This is a genomic window from Pseudoflavonifractor intestinihominis (assembly GCF_040096055.1).
Taxonomy (GTDB): Bacteria; Bacillota; Clostridia; order Oscillospirales; family Oscillospiraceae; genus Pseudoflavonifractor; species Pseudoflavonifractor intestinihominis.
This window is the reverse complement of record NZ_JBBMFK010000008.1, coordinates 90,081-106,869: the sequence shown is the minus strand read 5'-3', so window position 1 is coordinate 106,869 and position 16,789 is coordinate 90,081. Positions and strand designations below refer to the sequence as shown.

The 16,789-nt window shown below is 61.0% G+C and carries 13 protein-coding genes; all 13 read right to left on the bottom strand.

Annotated elements, in window-relative coordinates:
• Position 1: 1 nt before the first annotated feature.
• The 13 genes from WMO64_RS06600 to WMO64_RS06540 all read right to left on the bottom strand — a co-directional run bounded on the left by WMO64_RS06600 (position 2) and on the right by WMO64_RS06540 (position 16,616).
• Positions 2 to 880 carry a DUF4438 domain-containing protein gene (locus WMO64_RS06600; RefSeq protein WP_349231447.1) on the bottom strand — a complete coding sequence of 293 codons (879 nt, stop codon included), beginning with the start codon at positions 878 to 880 and terminating at the stop codon, positions 2 to 4.
• 17 nt (positions 881 to 897) lie between these two features.
• Complete coding sequence (locus WMO64_RS06595; protein WP_294518064.1) at positions 898 to 1,986, bottom strand: M42 family metallopeptidase; 1,089 nt, start codon at positions 1,984 to 1,986, stop codon at positions 898 to 900.
• A 77-nt stretch (positions 1,987 to 2,063) separates the two neighbouring features.
• On the bottom strand, positions 2,064 to 3,704 hold the full coding sequence (locus WMO64_RS06590; RefSeq protein ID WP_349231446.1) for a peptide ABC transporter substrate-binding protein: 1,641 nt from the start codon (positions 3,702 to 3,704) through the stop codon (positions 2,064 to 2,066).
• A gap of 29 nt (positions 3,705 to 3,733) precedes the next feature.
• Positions 3,734 to 4,723 carry an ABC transporter ATP-binding protein gene (locus tag WMO64_RS06585; RefSeq protein ID WP_294518059.1) on the bottom strand — a complete coding sequence of 330 codons (990 nt, stop codon included), beginning with the start codon at positions 4,721 to 4,723 and terminating at the stop codon, positions 3,734 to 3,736.
• On the bottom strand, positions 4,720 to 5,718 hold the full coding sequence (locus tag WMO64_RS06580) for an ABC transporter ATP-binding protein (RefSeq protein ID WP_349231445.1): 999 nt from the start codon (positions 5,716 to 5,718) through the stop codon (positions 4,720 to 4,722). Before WMO64_RS06580 ends, WMO64_RS06585 begins: the two co-directional genes overlap by 4 nt.
• Positions 5,719 to 5,727: 9 nt before the next feature.
• Positions 5,728 to 6,672, bottom strand: a complete 945-nt coding sequence (locus WMO64_RS06575; protein ID WP_294518055.1) for an ABC transporter permease — start codon at positions 6,670 to 6,672, stop codon at positions 5,728 to 5,730.
• Between the two features lie 13 nt (positions 6,673 to 6,685).
• Positions 6,686 to 7,612: an ABC transporter permease gene (locus tag WMO64_RS06570; protein WP_294518053.1), complete on the bottom strand. Its 927-nt coding sequence runs from the start codon at positions 7,610 to 7,612 to the stop codon at positions 6,686 to 6,688.
• 887 nt (positions 7,613 to 8,499) lie between these two features.
• Positions 8,500 to 8,835 carry a hypothetical protein gene (locus tag WMO64_RS06565; RefSeq protein WP_294518051.1) on the bottom strand — a complete coding sequence of 112 codons (336 nt, stop codon included), beginning with the start codon at positions 8,833 to 8,835 and terminating at the stop codon, positions 8,500 to 8,502.
• Positions 8,822 to 11,611, bottom strand: coding sequence for a beta-glucosidase (locus WMO64_RS06560; RefSeq protein ID WP_349231444.1), 2,790 nt, complete (start codon positions 11,609 to 11,611; stop codon positions 8,822 to 8,824). The genes WMO64_RS06565 and WMO64_RS06560 overlap by 14 nt, the downstream gene beginning before the upstream one ends.
• A 3-nt stretch (positions 11,612 to 11,614) precedes the next feature.
• Complete coding sequence (locus WMO64_RS06555) at positions 11,615 to 12,595, bottom strand: hypothetical protein (protein ID WP_349231443.1); 981 nt, start codon at positions 12,593 to 12,595, stop codon at positions 11,615 to 11,617.
• Positions 12,596 to 12,871: 276 nt separating this feature from the next.
• Positions 12,872 to 14,206: an ATP-binding protein gene (locus tag WMO64_RS06550; RefSeq protein WP_349231442.1), complete on the bottom strand. Its 1,335-nt coding sequence runs from the start codon at positions 14,204 to 14,206 to the stop codon at positions 12,872 to 12,874.
• A gap of 6 nt (positions 14,207 to 14,212) precedes the next feature.
• Positions 14,213 to 14,929 carry a LytR/AlgR family response regulator transcription factor gene (locus tag WMO64_RS06545; RefSeq protein ID WP_294518042.1) on the bottom strand — a complete coding sequence of 239 codons (717 nt, stop codon included), beginning with the start codon at positions 14,927 to 14,929 and terminating at the stop codon, positions 14,213 to 14,215.
• A gap of 220 nt (positions 14,930 to 15,149) precedes the next feature.
• On the bottom strand, positions 15,150 to 16,616 hold the full coding sequence (locus WMO64_RS06540) for a recombinase family protein (RefSeq protein WP_349231441.1): 1,467 nt from the start codon (positions 16,614 to 16,616) through the stop codon (positions 15,150 to 15,152).
• Positions 16,617 to 16,789 lie beyond the last annotated feature (173 nt).

The window sequence follows — 16,789 nt, the reverse complement described above, 5'->3', positions numbered from 1 at the left end:
GTTACCCGGGCTGTTTGGTGCCCAGATAGAAGGCGATGTTGGCGTTCCGGTCCAGCTTAGGCACCAGCACCGGCTCACGGCAGGTCATGATGGGGGTGACGCCGGGGCCGTGGCCGGCCAGATGGGAATCGCCGTGGATGATCACGCCCACCGTGCCGGAGCCCCGCAGGTAGTCCGGGCCGTGGAAGCACTGGTGGTCCTGGATGAACACCAGGTCGCCGAAGCGGAGGTCCTCCAGGTGGAACTCGGCCCGGGAGGCGGGGTCGCGGGTCATGATGTCGTAGTCGCTGCCGAAGACCTCCATGGCGCCCAGGCCGGAGCCCATGAGGTAGGCGGGGATCACGGCGGACACGGGCACCACCAGATGGCCGTCCTCCTCCTGGATGTTCAGCTTGCCAAAGAGGTCGGGGTCCACGCTCATCAGCTTGACCTGGGGATAGTCCAGCAGGGCCAGGCCCTGGCCGTAGGCCTTGACCAGGATCTTGTCGTCGCAGACCATCTTGTTCAGGGTCTCCTGGGAGAACCAGATCATCACGTGGTCGATGCCGCCGTGGGTGCCGGTGACAAAGCCCTTGTCGCCGGCGGCCTTGCCGGTGACCACCTCCGCCACGTTGCCGATGCAGGACAGGTGGGTGTAGGCCCGGTTCTCGATGTCGTCGGCGTTCTTGGAGCTGACGCCGGGCTCGATGTGGTCGCCCACCAGGCCCATGCAGCTGTCGCCGATCTCAATGTCGTAGGTGATGGCGCCGTGGGCGGGGGTGAAGCGGGCGCCGCCGTCGCTGCCCACCCGGTAGACCTTCTGAGGGGTGAGGACGGGGTGATGGACCCGGCCCATGACGGACTGGCGGACGATTTTGTCCCGGTTGGTAGCCAGACTCATAGCAAAGACTTCCTTTCTTATGCGTTGTTGTTGCGGTAGCGCTCCAGCTTCTCCCGGTCCAGCTGGGAGACGAAGGCGGTGACCGCCTCCAGACAGTGGAGATAGTCTCCGGCGTCGATCATCAGGCTGCCGGTGTGGACGTTGCGGGCGCAGATGCAGGCGGTGAGGGCGGGCACGGCCAGGCCGGAGGTGTTGATACACCCGGCGTCGGTGCCGCCCTTGGACTGGTGGAACTGATAGGGGATATTCCGGCTGCGGAGCAGGTCCAGGTAGTCGAGAAACATGGTGCGGTTGGGCAGATAGGTGCCGTCGGCGAAGCGGACCATGACGCCCTGGCCGATGCCGCCGTAGGGGGGCTCGAAGCGCTCCACGTCGTTGGCGGCGGTGCAGTCCAGGATGATGGCCAGGTCGGGGTTGACCAGGTTGGAGGCGGTGCGGGCGCCCCGGAGGCCCACCTCCTCCTGCACGTCGGCGCCCACATACAGGTCAAAGGGCAGTTCCACGTCCCGCAGGCTGCGCAGCAGCTCCACGCCCAGAATACAGCCGAAGCGGTCGTCCCAGGCTTTGGAGAGCAGCCGCCGGCCGCCGTTGAGCACCTCAAAGGGGCCGTCCACTACGATCTGACAGCCCTCCAGCACGCCCTGGCTCCTGGCGTCCTCCTCACTGAGAAAGCCGAAGTCCAGATAGAGCTGATCCAGGGGGACCCGGCTGTTGCCGATCCGCTCCCGGAGGACCTTGGTGGACAGGGCGGAGACGCAGCCCCGGAATTCCCGGCCCTGGTCGGTGCGCATGCGCACCCGGGCGCCGGGGAGCACGTCATCCCACAGCCCGCCGATGATGTGGGCCCGGATCAGGCCGTTGGGGCGGATCTGGCGGACCACCAGGCCCACCTCGTCGCTGTGGGCGGCCACCATCACCCGGAAGGGATCGGGCGCTTTGGAGCGCTTGACGGCAAAGAGTGAGCCGTTGTAGTCGCGGACGACCTGGTCGGCCACGTCTTTGTAGTAGTCTGCCAGCAGGCGGCACACCTGCCGTTCCTGACCGGAGACTCCGATGGCCTGGGTGAGCGTCTCCATCAGTGAGAGGGTTTCAGATGAGCAATTCATATCGGTTCCTTTCCTCAGCCCGTAATGGGGAACCAAACGGCGCGCCGGAGTTGGCGCGCCGTTTGGCGCAAGACTGATCAGTAAGTCAGCCCGTCAAAGTAGACGGAGTTGGTGGGGTCGTGCTTGAGGCCGGAGACATCCGGGTTCATCAGCGCCAGCGCGCCCGAGCCGTACAGGGGGATGGTGTAGGCGTTGTCCTCCACCAGGTACTTCTCAGCCGCGTGGAGCATCTCCATACGCTTGGCGGGATCGGTCTGGGCGTTGGCCTCCTCGATCATGGAGTCGTAGGTGGGATCGTTGACCTGCTTGTAGGACTGGTTGTAGGACACCCAGCGCTCCAGATAGTAGTAGGGGTCCAGGTAGTCGGCGCTGGTGGAGCCGGTGGCCACCTCGTACTGACCGGCCTTGCGGGCCTGGGCGTAGGCCTTCTGCTCGGCGGCGCTCAGCTCCACGTCCACGTAGATCTCCTTCCACATGGCCTGAAGGGCCACGCAGATGTCGGTGTTGCCGCTGGTGCCGATGTAGCTGATGGTCAGGGGCATACGGTTGTTCTCGTTGTAGCCGGCGGACTCCATCAGGGCCTTGGCCTGCTCCAGGTCGTAGTCGGCATACCGCTCCTGGTTGTCGGCGTTCTCACGGAAGTCGCCGCCGTCGGCGTCGGCCATGCCCTTGGGCACGTAGCCGTAGAGGGGGTACTTGGTGTCGTTGGAGCCGATCAGGGTGAGCAGCTGCTCCCGGTCAATGGCCATGGACAGGGCGCGGCGGACGTCCGCATTGGCCAGGGCGGGGTTGGTCTCGCCGGTGCAGTTCACCCACAGGAAGGTGTTGGACACCACGGGGTCCAGGTGGATGAGGGCGGGGTCGTCGGCGTAGTTGACGGACACGTCAACGGGGACGTACAGGGCCAGATCCAGCTCGCCGGTCTGGAAGGCGGAGAGCTGAGCCTGGGGGTCGGTGATGATCTTGGCGATGAGGGTGTCGGTCTGGACCTGGTCGGCGTAGACGTAGTACTCGTTCTTGGTCATGACCACCTCTTCCTTGTCCCGGACGGCGTCCAGCTTGAAGGCGCCGTTGGTGGGCACGGCGGGGTCGTTGGCCCAGGTGCTCTCATGCTCCACGGCAAAGTCGCTGCGGAGGGGGTAGGCCACCACGTTGCTCAGCAGGCCGGTGAAGTAGGGGCAGGGGGCGGCCAGGGTGATCTCCAGGGTGGTGTCGTCCAGGGCGTGGATGCCCACGTCGGTCATGTCGGCCACGTCCAGCATGTTGGCGTTGGCCTCGGCGCCGCCCGCCACAGTGCTGTACAGCAGGTAGGCGTAGGTGGAGTCAGGGCCGTAGCCGATGCTGCGCTTCATGCCGTACTCGTAGTCGGCGGCGGTGACGGGCTGGCCGTCGCTCCAGGTGTTGCCCTCCACCAGCTTGAAGGTGTAGGTCAGGCCGTCGTCGCTGACGGTGTAGCTCTCGCAGGCCATGTTCTGGACGTTGCCGTTCTCGTCGTAGCGGAACAGGGGGAAGTACAGCTGGGCCAGCACGGCGCTGGTGTTGGAGTTCATGCAGATGGCGGGGTCCAGATAGTCGGGCTCGCTGGAGAGACCGTAGGTAAAGGTGTGGGTGCTCTCGCCGGTTTCACCGGTCTGGGTCTCGCTGGGGGTGGACGGCGCGCAGCCGGCCAGCAGGGCCAGACTGAGGGCGCAGGCCAGCAGTCGTGTGAACTTCTTCATAATTCTCTCTCCTTTTGCGTTTGCGTTTTTTAGGAAGCGGAGGAGCCGCTCTCCTCGTACAGGAAGCAGCTCACCTGTCTTCCGCCTACCTGAACAGTGGGGGGCGGGGACTGGAAGCAGCGCTGGCTGGCCCTGGGGCAGCGGGTGGCGAAGGGACAGCAGGGCTTGGGGTTGATGGGGGTGGGGATCTCACCCTCCAGCACGATACGCTTCCGGGCCCGGGCGGTGCGGGGGTCGGGGATGGGGATGGCGGACAGAAGGGCCTGGGTATAGGGGTGCAGGGGATTGCGGTAGAGCTCGTCGCTGGGGCCGGTCTCCACGATGTGGCCCAGATACATCACGCCGATGCGGTCGGAGATGTGCTTGACCATGGACAGGTCGTGGGCGATGAAGAGGTAGGACAGGCCGCTCCGCTCCTGTATCTCCTCCAGCAGGTTGATGACCTGGGCTTGGATGGACACGTCCAGGGCGGAAATGGGCTCGTCGCAGACGATGAACTCGGGGTTGAGGGCCAGGGTGCGGGCGATGCCGATGCGCTGGCGCTGGCCGCCGGAGAACTCGTGGGGGTAGCGGCGGATGTGGTCCGGCTTGAGGCCCACGGTACGGAGCAGCTCCACCACCCGCTCCTCGCGCTCATGGGGGGTGTACAGATGGTGGATGTCCATGGGCTCCCGGATGATCTCGCCCACGGTCATGCGGGGGTCCAGGGAGGCGTAGGGGTCCTGGAAGATCATCTGAACGTGCTTGCGGTAGTCCCGCAGCTGGGCGCCCTTCAGGGTGGTGATGTCGGTGCCCTTGTAGTAGATGTGTCCCGAGGCGGGGGAGTAGATCTTGACGATGGTGCGGCCCAGGGTGCTCTTTCCGCAGCCGGACTCGCCCACCAGACCGAAGGACTCCCCGGGGTAGATCTCAAAGGACACGCCGTTGACCGCCTTGACGATCTGCTTTTTGGCCAGCAGGCCCTTGGTCACGTCGAACCAGGTGCAGCACTGGTCTACCTTTAAAATAGGCTCGGTCATTGGCTCGCCCCCTCTTTCTGATTGAGCCAGCAGCAGCTGGAGTGGGTGGGACTGAATACGGTGGCATCCGGCATATAGTCCCGGCAGACCTTCATGGCGTACTCGCACCGGTCCAGGAAGGGGCAGCCGGCGGGGGGCTTGAGCAGGTCGGGGGGAGAGCCGGGGATGGGGGTGAGGACGCTGTCGTCCGCCTCCGGGTTGGTGACGCAGTTGAGCAGGCCCTTGGTGTAGGGGTGGTTGGGGGAGTAGAAGATCTCGTCCGCGGTCCCCTGCTCCACGATCTTTCCGCCGTACATGATCAGGACCCGGTCGCACACCTGGGCCACCACGCCCAGGTCGTGGGTGATGAGGATGACAGAGGAGTGGAACTCCTCCTTCAGGTCGGCGATCAGGTCCAGCACCTGGGCCTGGATGGTCACGTCCAGGGCGGTGGTGGGCTCGTCGGCGATGATGAGCTTGGGGTTGCAGGCCAGGGCGATGGCGATGATGATGCGCTGGCGCATGCCGCCGGAGAACTGGTGGGGATACTGCTTGATCCGCTTCTCTGGGGAGGGGATGCCCACCTTGCGCATGAGCTCAATGGCCCGGGCCACCGCCTCCTTCCGGGAGAGCTTGGTGTGATTCATGATGGGCTCCACCAGCTGGGTCTCGATCCTCAGCACCGGGTTGAGGAAGGTCATGGGGTCCTGGAAGATCATGGCCATGTCATTGCCCCGGGTGGCCTGCATCTTTTTCTCGTACTCCTTGGGGGAGGAGAAGCTGGACACGGACAGGTCGGTGCCGTCCAGCATGACCTTGCCGGAGGTGACGGTGCCGTTGCCCGCCAGCAGGCCCATGATGGAGAACATGGTGACGCTTTTACCCGAGCCGGACTCGCCCACAATGCCCAGGATCTCGCCCTTTTCCACGGTAAAGGACACATCCCGGACGGCGCGTACCGTCCCCTGCTCGGTGGAAAATTCGGTTGAAAGGTGCTCTACGCTGAGAACAGACATGACAATCACCTACCGTTTCTTGGGGTCCAGGGCCTCGCCCAGGCCGTCGCCCAGGAAGTTCAGGGCCAGCATGGTCAGGCAGATGGACAGCACCGGCCATACGATCTGAAGGGGATAGCTGTTGATGACCAGCCGGGCGTCGTTGGCCAGGGTGCCCCAGCTGGACATGGGGGCGGAGATGCCGATGCCCACGAAGCCCAGGAAGGACTCCTGGAAGATGGCCGACGGGACCATCAGGGTCAGGGACACGATGATGGGGCCGATGGAGTTGATGATCAGGTGCTTGAAGAGGATTCTGGACTTGCTGGCCCCCATGACAAAGGCGGCCAGGGAGAACTCCTGCTCCTTGAGGGACATGACCTGGGTGCGGACCAGACGGGCCATGCCCACCCAGGAGGAGATACAGATGCCCAGCAGTACGGAGAACATGTTGCTGCCGAAGATGAGCATGATCAGGATGATGTACAGCAGGTTGGGGATGGAGTAGAGCATGTCCACCACCCGCATCATGATCAGGTCGGCCTTGCCGCCGATGTACCCGGCGATGCCGCCGTAGACGATGCCGATGACCATGTTGATGCCGGCGGCTGCAAAGCCTACGGCCAGGGAGATCCGGGCGCCGAACATGACCCGCACGAAGATATCCCGGCCGAACTTGTCGGTGCCGAACCAGTGCTGGAGGGTGGGCAGCTGGTTGAGGGCACTGCTGTCCATGCCGTCATAGGTGTAGGGGGAGAGGATGGGGACGAAGATGGCCATCAGGCACATGAGAATGATGAAGCACAGGCTGATGAGGGCCAGCTTGTTGCGCCGGAAGTTGCGCCAGGCGTCCTGCAGGAAGGTCTTGGACTCCATTGCGATGAACTCGGCGTTCTTTTCCGAGGCCGGCAGCGGCTCAAAGGCGTCGGGCGGCAGCGGATGGGGGGCGGAGGCTTGCTTGATGATTTCCTTCATGTCAGTCACCTGCTTACTTGTCCAGTTTGATCCGGGGGTCCACCGCGGCGGCCACCAGGTCGGAGAGAAGGTTCATAACGATCACCAGGAAGCCCATGAAGATGGTCAGGCCCATAATCAGGGTGTAGTCCCGGTTGGTAACGCTGCTGACAAATTCAGAGCCGATGCCGGGGATGGAGAACAGGGTCTCCACCACGAAGCTGCCGGTCAGCAGGCTGGCGATCAGGGGGCCGGCGTAGGTCACCACCGGCAGCAGGGCGTTGCGCAGGCCGTGCTTGATGATGACCTGCCACTTGGGTGTGCCCTTGGACCGGGCCAGGATCATGTAGTCCTGCCGCATGACCTCCATCATGCTGGTGCGGGTCAGGCGGGAGATCATGGCGATGGGGTGGAGGGAGACGGCAATGGTGGGCAGCACGTAGTGCAGCGGCGTCTTCAGGCCGATGGTTGGGAACAGGCCCAGCCCCACGCAGAACACCAGCATCAGGAACACGGCCAGCAGGAAGTTGGGGACGCTGACGCCGATGGTGGACAGCAGCATGACGAAGTTGTTGATCCACCTGCGCTTGGACAGGGCTGCGGCAATGCCCAGGCCGATGCCCACCACCATGGAAAAGACAAAGGCGGTCAGGCCCAGCCGCATGGTGACCGGGGCGGTGGTGCCGATGATGTCCACAACGGTCTTGCCCTTGCGGATCAGGGACTCGCCCAGATCTCCGTGGATCAGGCCCTTCATGTAGATGCCGTACTGCTCCAGCAGCGGCTTGTCCAGACCGTGTTTGCGCTCCAACTGCTCGTACTGCTTCTGCGCGGCCACGGATTCGTCGTCGTTGATGAAAGGAGAACCCGGGATAATGCGCATCAAGAAGAAGGTGGCGGTAATCAGAAACAGCATGGTCAATATACCGATGAGCACGCGCCTGATAATGTAATTCAGCATACGATTCTCCTGCCTTCCTGGGGAATGGGAAGAAGTATCAAAAAATATATTGAATTGAATCTCTTTCCCAAATTTGATATGAATTATATAGCGTCTCGCATAATAATGCAAGAAGAAAATGTGAAAGAGTCGAAAAAATTTTTTCTTTGTCAATTTGCTGCAATAAAATAAAAAGTGAAAAAGGTAAACTGTGCTTTATGATATTGGGAAAAAGTAAAATTGTTTCAGCGTGAATCTTAAGAATAAATAGTGACTTGCAAAGTGTTTCATTTCAAAATACTTTTGCAACAAAGTGTTTAAAATGAATTTTATTCAAGATACAAATGCATATAATGAGAATCCGTCTTTGAGTCAGAGACGGATTTCAGACGGGATATTCAGAAAAAAGAGAGAAACTGAAAGAACTTTCTTGCAGCAGGAAAACTTCGGAAAAAGAAGAAAGAAGGACGGTAAACCCCATATAAGCGGACAAGTGTCCCATTTTGAACAGAAAATATAATGGAGTAAAGCGCCGGAAGGGCGGGATCTCAAACATCGGGTGTGTTATGGAAAGACAAATGTACGCCTGATAAAGCGGCCGTCAGAGAAGGACAGCACAGCGGGAGCGAGTGAATGTTTCCACATCCGGATGAAAAAATGTGGACAGTTTCGGGCTGTGTCCGGAGAGCGGCAGACCGGAAGGCAGCCCGGATTCAGGCGGACAAAAAACGTGAGGCGGAACAGCGCATGCGCTGTTCCGCCTCACGTTTTCGGTATGGTTTTTGAGATGCAGCCCGCTATTCCGGCAATTCGCCACCGGACGCGGGGGTGGCGCGGAAGTTCGGGGTGGCTGTGCCGTCCTCCGCCGCCGCAGACCCATTACTGGCGGCGTTGGCGATGAGCAAATATCAGCCGTTGGAGGGGTTGAGCACGGGGATAAAGATGGTGTATACCACCAGGACCAGCACGGCGAGGAAGGCGATCACCGCTACATAGAGGGCCAGGCTGGCCAGGGCCCGGTTCATGCCGCCGCGCCTGACATAGAGCACGTTGCCCACAATGGAGCAGATCAGCCCCAGAACAATCAGGGCCACGCCGATATAGACCACCGGGGACAGGGAGAGGTTGACGCCGATGCCCTCCTGTACGGAGAGGACCAGGCAGCCCACCAGGGCCAGAACCAGGCCCAGCAGCGCCGCGGCGATGGAGGCCACGTTGATGAGATCCAACTTATTGAGCTTCATGTTTATCCTCCTTTTTCTCGCCCAGCTTGTTCAGGACAGGCGTCATTGCCAGCAGATAGAGCACGTAGATGAGGACCGCGTCCACCGCGTACAAGCCGTAGACCCAGGCGGGCGTGATGGAGATGACCCGGGAGGAGGAGGAGAGGCCGTTCATCAGGTTGGAGTTGACGTAGGTGTAGCAGATGCGGTGGGCAGACTCCCGGAGGGCGTTGAGCACATCGGGGTCATTCTGGTATCCCTCGATGAACATGGACTGGTCACTGACGGTGCAGAGGAACAGGTCGGTGCCGGCCAGAACCAGTTCCCGGGGGACCACCTTGTCGCTGGGGCCGCTGACAAAGTCGGTGATGACCACGCCGTGGAAGCCCCACTCGTCCCGCAGGATGCCGGTGCACAGATTGTAGTGGGAGCTGGAGTAGGTGGTGCCCACCCGGTTCATGGAGGTCATGATGCCCATGCCGCCGCCCTCGGCCACGGCCATCTCAAAGGGCTTGAGGTAGATCTCCCGGATGGCCTGCTCGTTGGAGAAGGTGCACACGGAGGAGCGGTTGTTCTCCTGCTCGTTGAGGGCGAAGTGCTTGGTGTAGGTCACCACGCCGTGGGCCTGGGCAGTGGAGGCCACGGCGTAGGCCATGGTACCGGAGAGGAAGGCGTCCTCGGAGAAGTACTCTCTGGTGCGGCCGCAGATGGCCACCCGGTGGATATTGCAGGCGGGGGCGTACCAGCCGGTGGTGCCGGTCAGGAGGCAGTCCTGAGAGACAAAGTAGCCCAGCTGGGCCACCAGCTCCCTGTTCCAGGTGCAGGCCAGCATACTCTCGGAGGGGAAGGTATAGCAGCTCTCTCCGCCCAGCTGGGAGGAGTCCAGACCGGCGGGGCCGTCCTTGTCCACGGAGGCGGGCTTGTTGATGCTGCCCACCATGTTGGTCTTGAAGCCGCCGTAGGCCACGATGGACATGAGCTCCTCCGCCGTGAACTGGTCCAGGAGCATGTCCCAGTACTCGTTGTCGTAGTCCAGCCCCATCAGGGACATGATGGTCAGGCCGTTGCTCTGGCCCGTGGCGGGAGCGGGTTCCTCGCCGGACTCAAAGGTGGGGTTGAAATTGCCCAGCAGCTCCTCGGTGGCGTCGATGTCGCCCGCCTTCTGGGCGGGGATGGTGCCCATCCAGTCGTTTCTGGTGACATAGGTGACAGTGCCGGGGTAGTAGTAGTTCAGGTTGACGTCGTCAAACTTATTGGTGATCTTTTCGCCGTTGGCACCGTAGGAGTAGGTCTCGGCGTCAAAGCTCTCCTGGGTGTAGGTGCCCACCAGGGAGGCGTCGCCGGGGGCGGTCATTTTGTAGGCGTCCATGGCGATGCCGGCGGCGCCCTTGGAAGCCAGGATGTTGTTGACGGCGTCGTGGGCGTTGGCACCTGCGGCAAAGTAGTACAGGCCGTCGTCCACAATGTAGGTCTTCAGGTTGTTGGCGTCGTAGGCCCGCATCTCGGACTTGTCTACCTCAACAGTCAGGGTCTCGCTCTCGCCGGGGGCCAGCAGGCCGGTCTTGGCAAAGCCTACCAGCTGTACGGAGGATTTCTCCACGCCGTTGCGCTTGTCGTACTCGGTGTAGGGGGACTGCATGTAGAAGCCGACAGCCTCCTTGCCCGTATAGGTGTCGCCGGTGTTGGTCACCGTCACGGACAGGGTGAAGCTGGTGGGGTTCTCCTGGAGGGCAAAGCCGGAATAGGCGAAGGTGGTGTAGCTGAGGCCGTAGCCGAAGGGGTACTGCACGGTGGCGGCGTAATCGAAGTCGCCGGCGTTGCCGTTGCCCAGGACCACGTCCTCATACCGGGTCTCAAAGTAGCGGTAGCCCACATAGATGCCCTCGATGTAGTTGACGTAGTTGCCGACTCGCTCTCCGCCGCTCATGAGTCCCTGGTCCTCGGCGCTGTTTTCGTAGTTGAGCATGGAGATGGGGGATTCCACGTCATAGGCAAAGGTGTCCGTGGTCTTGCCGGAGGGATTGATCTCGCCGGTGAGGATACGGGGGATGACGCCGATGCCGGCGTCGCCGCTGAAGTTGATGTAGAGCACGGAGAGATTGTCGAACTGCTCCAGATAGTCGCACTCCACCGTGTTGGAGGTGTTGAGCAGAACCACTACATTGCTGAAGTTTTCAGAGGCGTACCGGATGAGGGCCTCCTCGGTGTCGGTAAAGCGCAGGTCGTCCACGGTAATGTCCATGGCCTCGGCGCCGCCGCTGAAGAGCACCACCACGGCCAGGTCGTTGTAAGAGGAGATGGAGTCTCTGGCCTCGGCGGAAAAGGCGGAGGGGTCGGCCTCCTCGGTGAGGCCCTGGTAGTAGGAGATCATGGTGGGGTTCACCTCAAAGCCGGCGTCGGTGAACTGCTTTTCCATGGAGGGCGCGTTGTCGGAGACGGATACGCCGGCGGAGAGCATGTCGTCCCGGCTGTAGATGCCCAGGAAGGTGGTCCTGGTGGGCGCCACGGGCAGGCCGTTGTTCTGCAGGAGGATCACGCCTTCGGACTGGACCTCCTCGGCGTAGGCCCGCTCATCGGCCTCCAGCTGCTCGGTGGAGGTGTAGTCCAGATTGAAGTAGTTGGTATTCTCGCTGCCTGCGTTTTCATCCGCCTCAATGCGGAAGGTGGACTGGTGGAAGAAATTGCTCACCAGGGTGCTGTAGGAGAAGGCAAAGTAGTTCAGCGCGATCAGGACCGCCAGAAAGAAGGCCACGACCACGTACAGGAGCCCGTAGAGCTCTTTTCTCTTGATCTTCATGGGTTAACCCTCCATATCCGCAAGGGAGGCGCTGCCGGAGAAGGTGACGATATCGCCGGTACCCAGTCCCCAGTTGTACTGCGCTTCGATTGCAATCTGATAGCTGCCCGTGGCCTCGTCGTACCGGGCGTGGTACTCGTAGGGGTCTGTGAACAGCTGATAGGTGTCCTGAAGCTCGCTGACCAGAAGGTGGGTGCTGTACTCGGGCTCCTCCGCGCCCACGGGGAACTTGGTCCAGAGGACGTAGTCGCCCGCCGGGTCCTCGTGGATGTCGATGTTGCCGTCGGTCAGGGAGATGGTGGAGTCGGTGAATACGATGATGTACTCGTCGGCCGCCTCGTCGTAGGTCCAGGTGCCGGAGCGGTTGAAGTACCAGCCCGCGCCGGTGTTGGTCAGACTGGCGGAGACGGTGCCGTCCTCGGCGCAGAGGAGGGTGCCGTAGCCGTAGTGCTGGTAGGTGGTGTAGCCGGTGAGGGAGAAGATAGGCGGCTTCCGGCCCAGACCCACGCCGTCGTACTGGGCGGCAAAGTCCTCGTCCAGATAGGTGAGCACCACCCGGGGCTGGCCGAAGTTGCCCATATCGTAGTCAAAGGTCAAGGAGTAGGATTTGGTGTCGGGATTGTAGCGGCTGTACGCAAAAGTCCCGCTGGCGTCGTCCAGGAAGATCTTGTAGCCCTTGCCCTCGGTGAAGGTCCATCGGCCGGTCAGGTTCAGGGCCGGCATCTCCTTCACGGTCAGGTCCAGCGTCTGGTCCTCGTCCTTGTTGCCGGTCATGTCCAGGGTGAAGGTGCGGCCTGTGGCCGTCTCCACCGTGCCGCTGAAGACGAACTCATAGTCGCCCTGGGGCGCGCTGCTCTCCGGCCCGGCGTCGGCCGTGGCGGGACGGCTGTCCGCAAAGTGCATGCCGACCATGACGGCCGCGATGACGGCATATACGACCAGCGGAGCAAGCAAAATGAACAGTTTCTTCGTTTTCGTTGCCAATTTCAATCTCTCCTCCTTAAAATATTGCTTTTTTAAGCGCCCTTATTGTAGCACACACCCAGGCGTTTTCAGCGGTTTTACCCATGACTGGTCGGGATTCATGTCCTCTCTGCGCGGGCATTGCATAAACGGTATGTTTTCGCGCACGTCCGGTATTTTGAAGCCCGGCGGGAGAAGGAGAGTTTGGCGTTTTGCACAAAAGACACCCAATCCGCCTCTGGGCAAAATAAAAGCGTGACTGCATTTGTGCAGTCACGCTTTCATGGGAAGATTCTGTTAAGGTTCCCTTCGCTTGGCGTCCACAGAGAGCAGCGCCGAGACGATAAAGGCGTCTCCCTCCTGGCGCATCAGCAGGTTACCCCCGTACAGGTCGTGGATGATGTAGTGCATGCTCTTGGTGCCGAAGCCGTGGAGGCTCTTGTCGCCCTTGGACGTCCTGGGGAGCCCGTTCCAGAACTCCGGCTGCCGCTCGCTGTAATTTTTGATGACGATGCTGACAAAGCCGCCGTTCTGCCGGCAGACGCTGACCGAGATGCTCCGCCGGTCCTCCGGGCAGCGCTGCTGGCACTCGATGGCGTTGTCCAGGGCGTTGCCGAAAAAGGAGTAGATATCCGTCGGGCTCATAAAGTCCAGCGCCGCGCCGTCCACCGTGCAGGTCAGGGAGATCTTTTCACTCTGGCACAGCAGGCTCTTCTCGGTCAGGATCAGATCCAGGTACTTGTTTCCCGTCTTGAAGAAGCTGTCGTAGATCTGGATGGAGTCCAGGGTCTCGCGCATGTAGGTCCCGTCGGAAGCGCCGCTCTCCTTCCGGCCCAGGGCCAGGAGCTGGTGCTTCATGTCGTGGCACTTCATGTTGATCATGGCGATGGTGCGCTCCGACAGGCTGCGCTGCTTCTCCTGCTCCAGCAGCAGCTGCCGCATGGTGTCCTTTTCGTACTGAGCATAGGACCTGTCGTAGACGCCCGCCAGCAGCAGGACGATGAGGGCGGTGCAGATGCTGAAGAGCAGGCAGTTGTTTGACAGAGTAAAGAGGTCCAGGCTGGTGTTCTGCATGTAGGAGTTGAGCACGTTCAGGATCAGCAGGATGGCGATGGCGGATACCAGCAGATACATCTTGTTGATGCGCAGCTCCAGCCTGAATTTGTGCACCCACGACCGGACAAAGGTCAGGTAGAACAGGGCGTACAGCGCCAGCATCAGCACCAGCGTCAGACTCTGGAAGAGCAGGGAGGAGACAGAGAAGAAGCGGTAGAGGAGGAAATATTTCATGCTGGCAAACAGGTTTTGCATGCTGTATGCCACAACGCTGATGTAGACCAGCTGCTCCGCGTCCAGCCTGTGGCAAAAGGCCATGGCAAAGACCGAGTAGACAAACCAGACCAGAAAGCTCCAGGTATAGTTGTGGACGATAAAGAAGGCGCTGTCAAAGCCGTTGTCAAAGCACAGCGGGAGAAGGAGAAAGGGGAGCCACACCAGCGCCCGCAGTCCGAAGAGCCGCCGGCGGGGCAGGTGGACGAAAAACAGCAGCTCCGCCCAGAACAGGCGGAACTGATAGGACTGTATGCTGTCGAGTCCCCGGATCAGAAGGTTCACAGCGGAATCTCCGTCCATATTCGCTCAGCCTCCCGTCTCAAAGAAGACCGTCAGCGCGTTGAGGAAGCCCTTCCGCCGCGCCCGGCTGATCTTCAGCTGGCTGTCGCCCACCCAGAGGGTATCGCCGTCGATTTTATTTACATAATGCAGATTGACCAGAAAACAGTTGTTGCAGCGGACAAAGCGGCTTCCAGCCAGGGGCCCCAGCTTTTCCTCCACGCTTTTTAATGATTCCCAGGACTCCAGGTCCCCGTTCACCGTGTGGTACACCACCAGATGCTTGTTCACCTCGACATAGCAGATGCTGTTTGTGTCGATCCGGGAGAGGCCGCTCTGGGTTTTCAAGAGGACGGCGTGGTGCTGCCTGCCCTTGGCCGAGGCCACCGCCCTGTCAAAGCGCAGTGCAAAGGAACCGTAAGTGACGGGCTTCAAAATATAGTCGCTGGCGCCCACCTCATAGCCGTTTAAGGCGTACTGGGCCATCTGGGTGACAAAAATCAGGCATACGCTGGGGTCCACGACGCGCAGACGCTTTGCCGCGCTCAGCCCGCTCATGAGCGGCATATTAATGTCCATAAAAATAATGTCGTAGCGCGGCTCATAGCCTTCCATAAAGGCCAGTCCATCGGAAAAGCGTTCCACGGCAAAGACCTCGTTTTTCTCCCTGCCGTACTGTTCGATGCACTTCGTGAGCTGCCGCGCTTCGTCCTCCAGATCCTCCACAACGGCGATGCGGATCATGGCCCCTCAACCTCCCTGACGCAGAGTAAATAGGTTGAGAATATTATCTCATAGATGCAATAACTTGGCAATACTTGATTAAATCCGGCTAAAATGTGTACGGAAAACGGATATTATCGCCCGCGCCGCCAATGAAACGGTGCAGTACGGCCGTGGCGGACGCCGGGGACGGATAAAAAACAGACCTGGAATACAGGAGGGGATGGCTGCCGTCCAGGCCTCATATGTTCCAGATCACTTCCGTCGTATCGTCGGATAATTTGATTTCCCGAATAAACTGGGCCGCCACCAGCTTTTTCTGTTCGAATTCCAGGGGACCGAATTTCAGATGCGCCAACTTGGGGCTTGGACTTGCGTGGTGCCCGGCCTGCTGCTCCAGCAGTTCCTGCCGCTGGCACTCCAGCTTTTTGACGGTGCGGTTGATATAGGCCATGGTCAGGTCGCTGCTCTCGGCCAGGGCGGAGATGAGCCGGTCGATTTTCCGGTCGATCTCGGCCAGAGCCGCGGTGTTTTCCCGGCCGTCTGCCGGATGCTCCTTCACGTCCGGGCACTCTGCCAGAAGCCGCTCCAGCTCCGCCTCCACGGCGGCCTCCAGGGTCCGCAGGTCCACCTGTATGGACGAGTGGCACAGTCCCAGATTGGAGCGGCCGCTGCACACCAGATAATATCTGTCCTTGTCCCGGTTGACCTTGACGCTGTACCCGCAGGTCCCGCACTTCAAAAGACCGGAGAGCCAGGTGTGCTTTCCCCGACCGGAATTGCCCAGCTGCCGGTTGGCCTCCAGCTTGTACTGGCACCGGAGCCACAGGCCGGAGGAGACCAGCCCGTAGTGGGTGGACAGGGAGAAGTGCTGCTCCTTCAGATCCTGGTATTTGCCTGCGCTCCGGTCCCGCTTGCCCACGATCATGCCGCCGTGAAGCCCGTCGAACTCCTCCAGCCGGTTGGCAAAAATCAGGCCTTTGCCCTGGTAGTATAGATAGACATCCTCATCGGCCATGACGTATAATGGACTATGTAAAATACGGGAGAGCGCCACATTGTCCCAGGTGGCCCGTTTTGGAGCGGGGACGCCGTCGCCGTTCAGGGACCGGGCCACGCTGCCCAGAGAGGCGTCCTCCCGGGCGTAGGACTGAAAGATACGCTCCACGGTGGAGGCGTGCTCGTCGGGCAGAAGGCCGGGGGCCGGTTTTCCGTCTAGCCCCGGAAGTCTGCCGATGGTAAAGCCGTAGGGCGCCGGACCACCCGGCCAGGAACCCAGTTTGGCCCGCTGGTAGTAGTTGTCCCGCACCCGCTCCGCCGTGGTCTCCCGCTCCAGCTGGGCAAAGACCATGATGATGTTGAGCATGGCCCGGCCCATGGGCGTGGAGGTATCAAAGGTCTCGTTGATGGAGACAAACTCCACATTATGGCGCCTCAGAATCTCCCACAGCCGGCCGAAGTCGGCGATGGAGCGGGAGAAGCGGTCCAGCCGGTAGACGATGATCTTCTGGACCAGGTCCCGCTCCACATCCGCCATCATCTGCTGAAAGGCCGGGCGGTTGGTGTTCTTGCCGGAGTAGCCCTTGTCCTGATAGACGCGGAATTCTCCGCCGGATTTCTGGCGGCACAGATCGATCTGCCCCTGGATGGAGAGGCTGTCCGCCTTGTTCACGGACTGCCGGGCATAGATGGCGTCCAGGGCGGACACCTCCTTTCATGACAGCGACCTGGCCGGCTCAGCGGCCTCTTGCGTTCCCGGGCGGACGCCGGGGTACCCTGGGGCCGGACTGTTGGAGCGCCCGCAGGCAGGCGGTATGGATTTGCAGCAGGCGGTCGTTTCGCTGCTGTACATCCGCGTCTGCGCAGGGATGCAGGTGGATC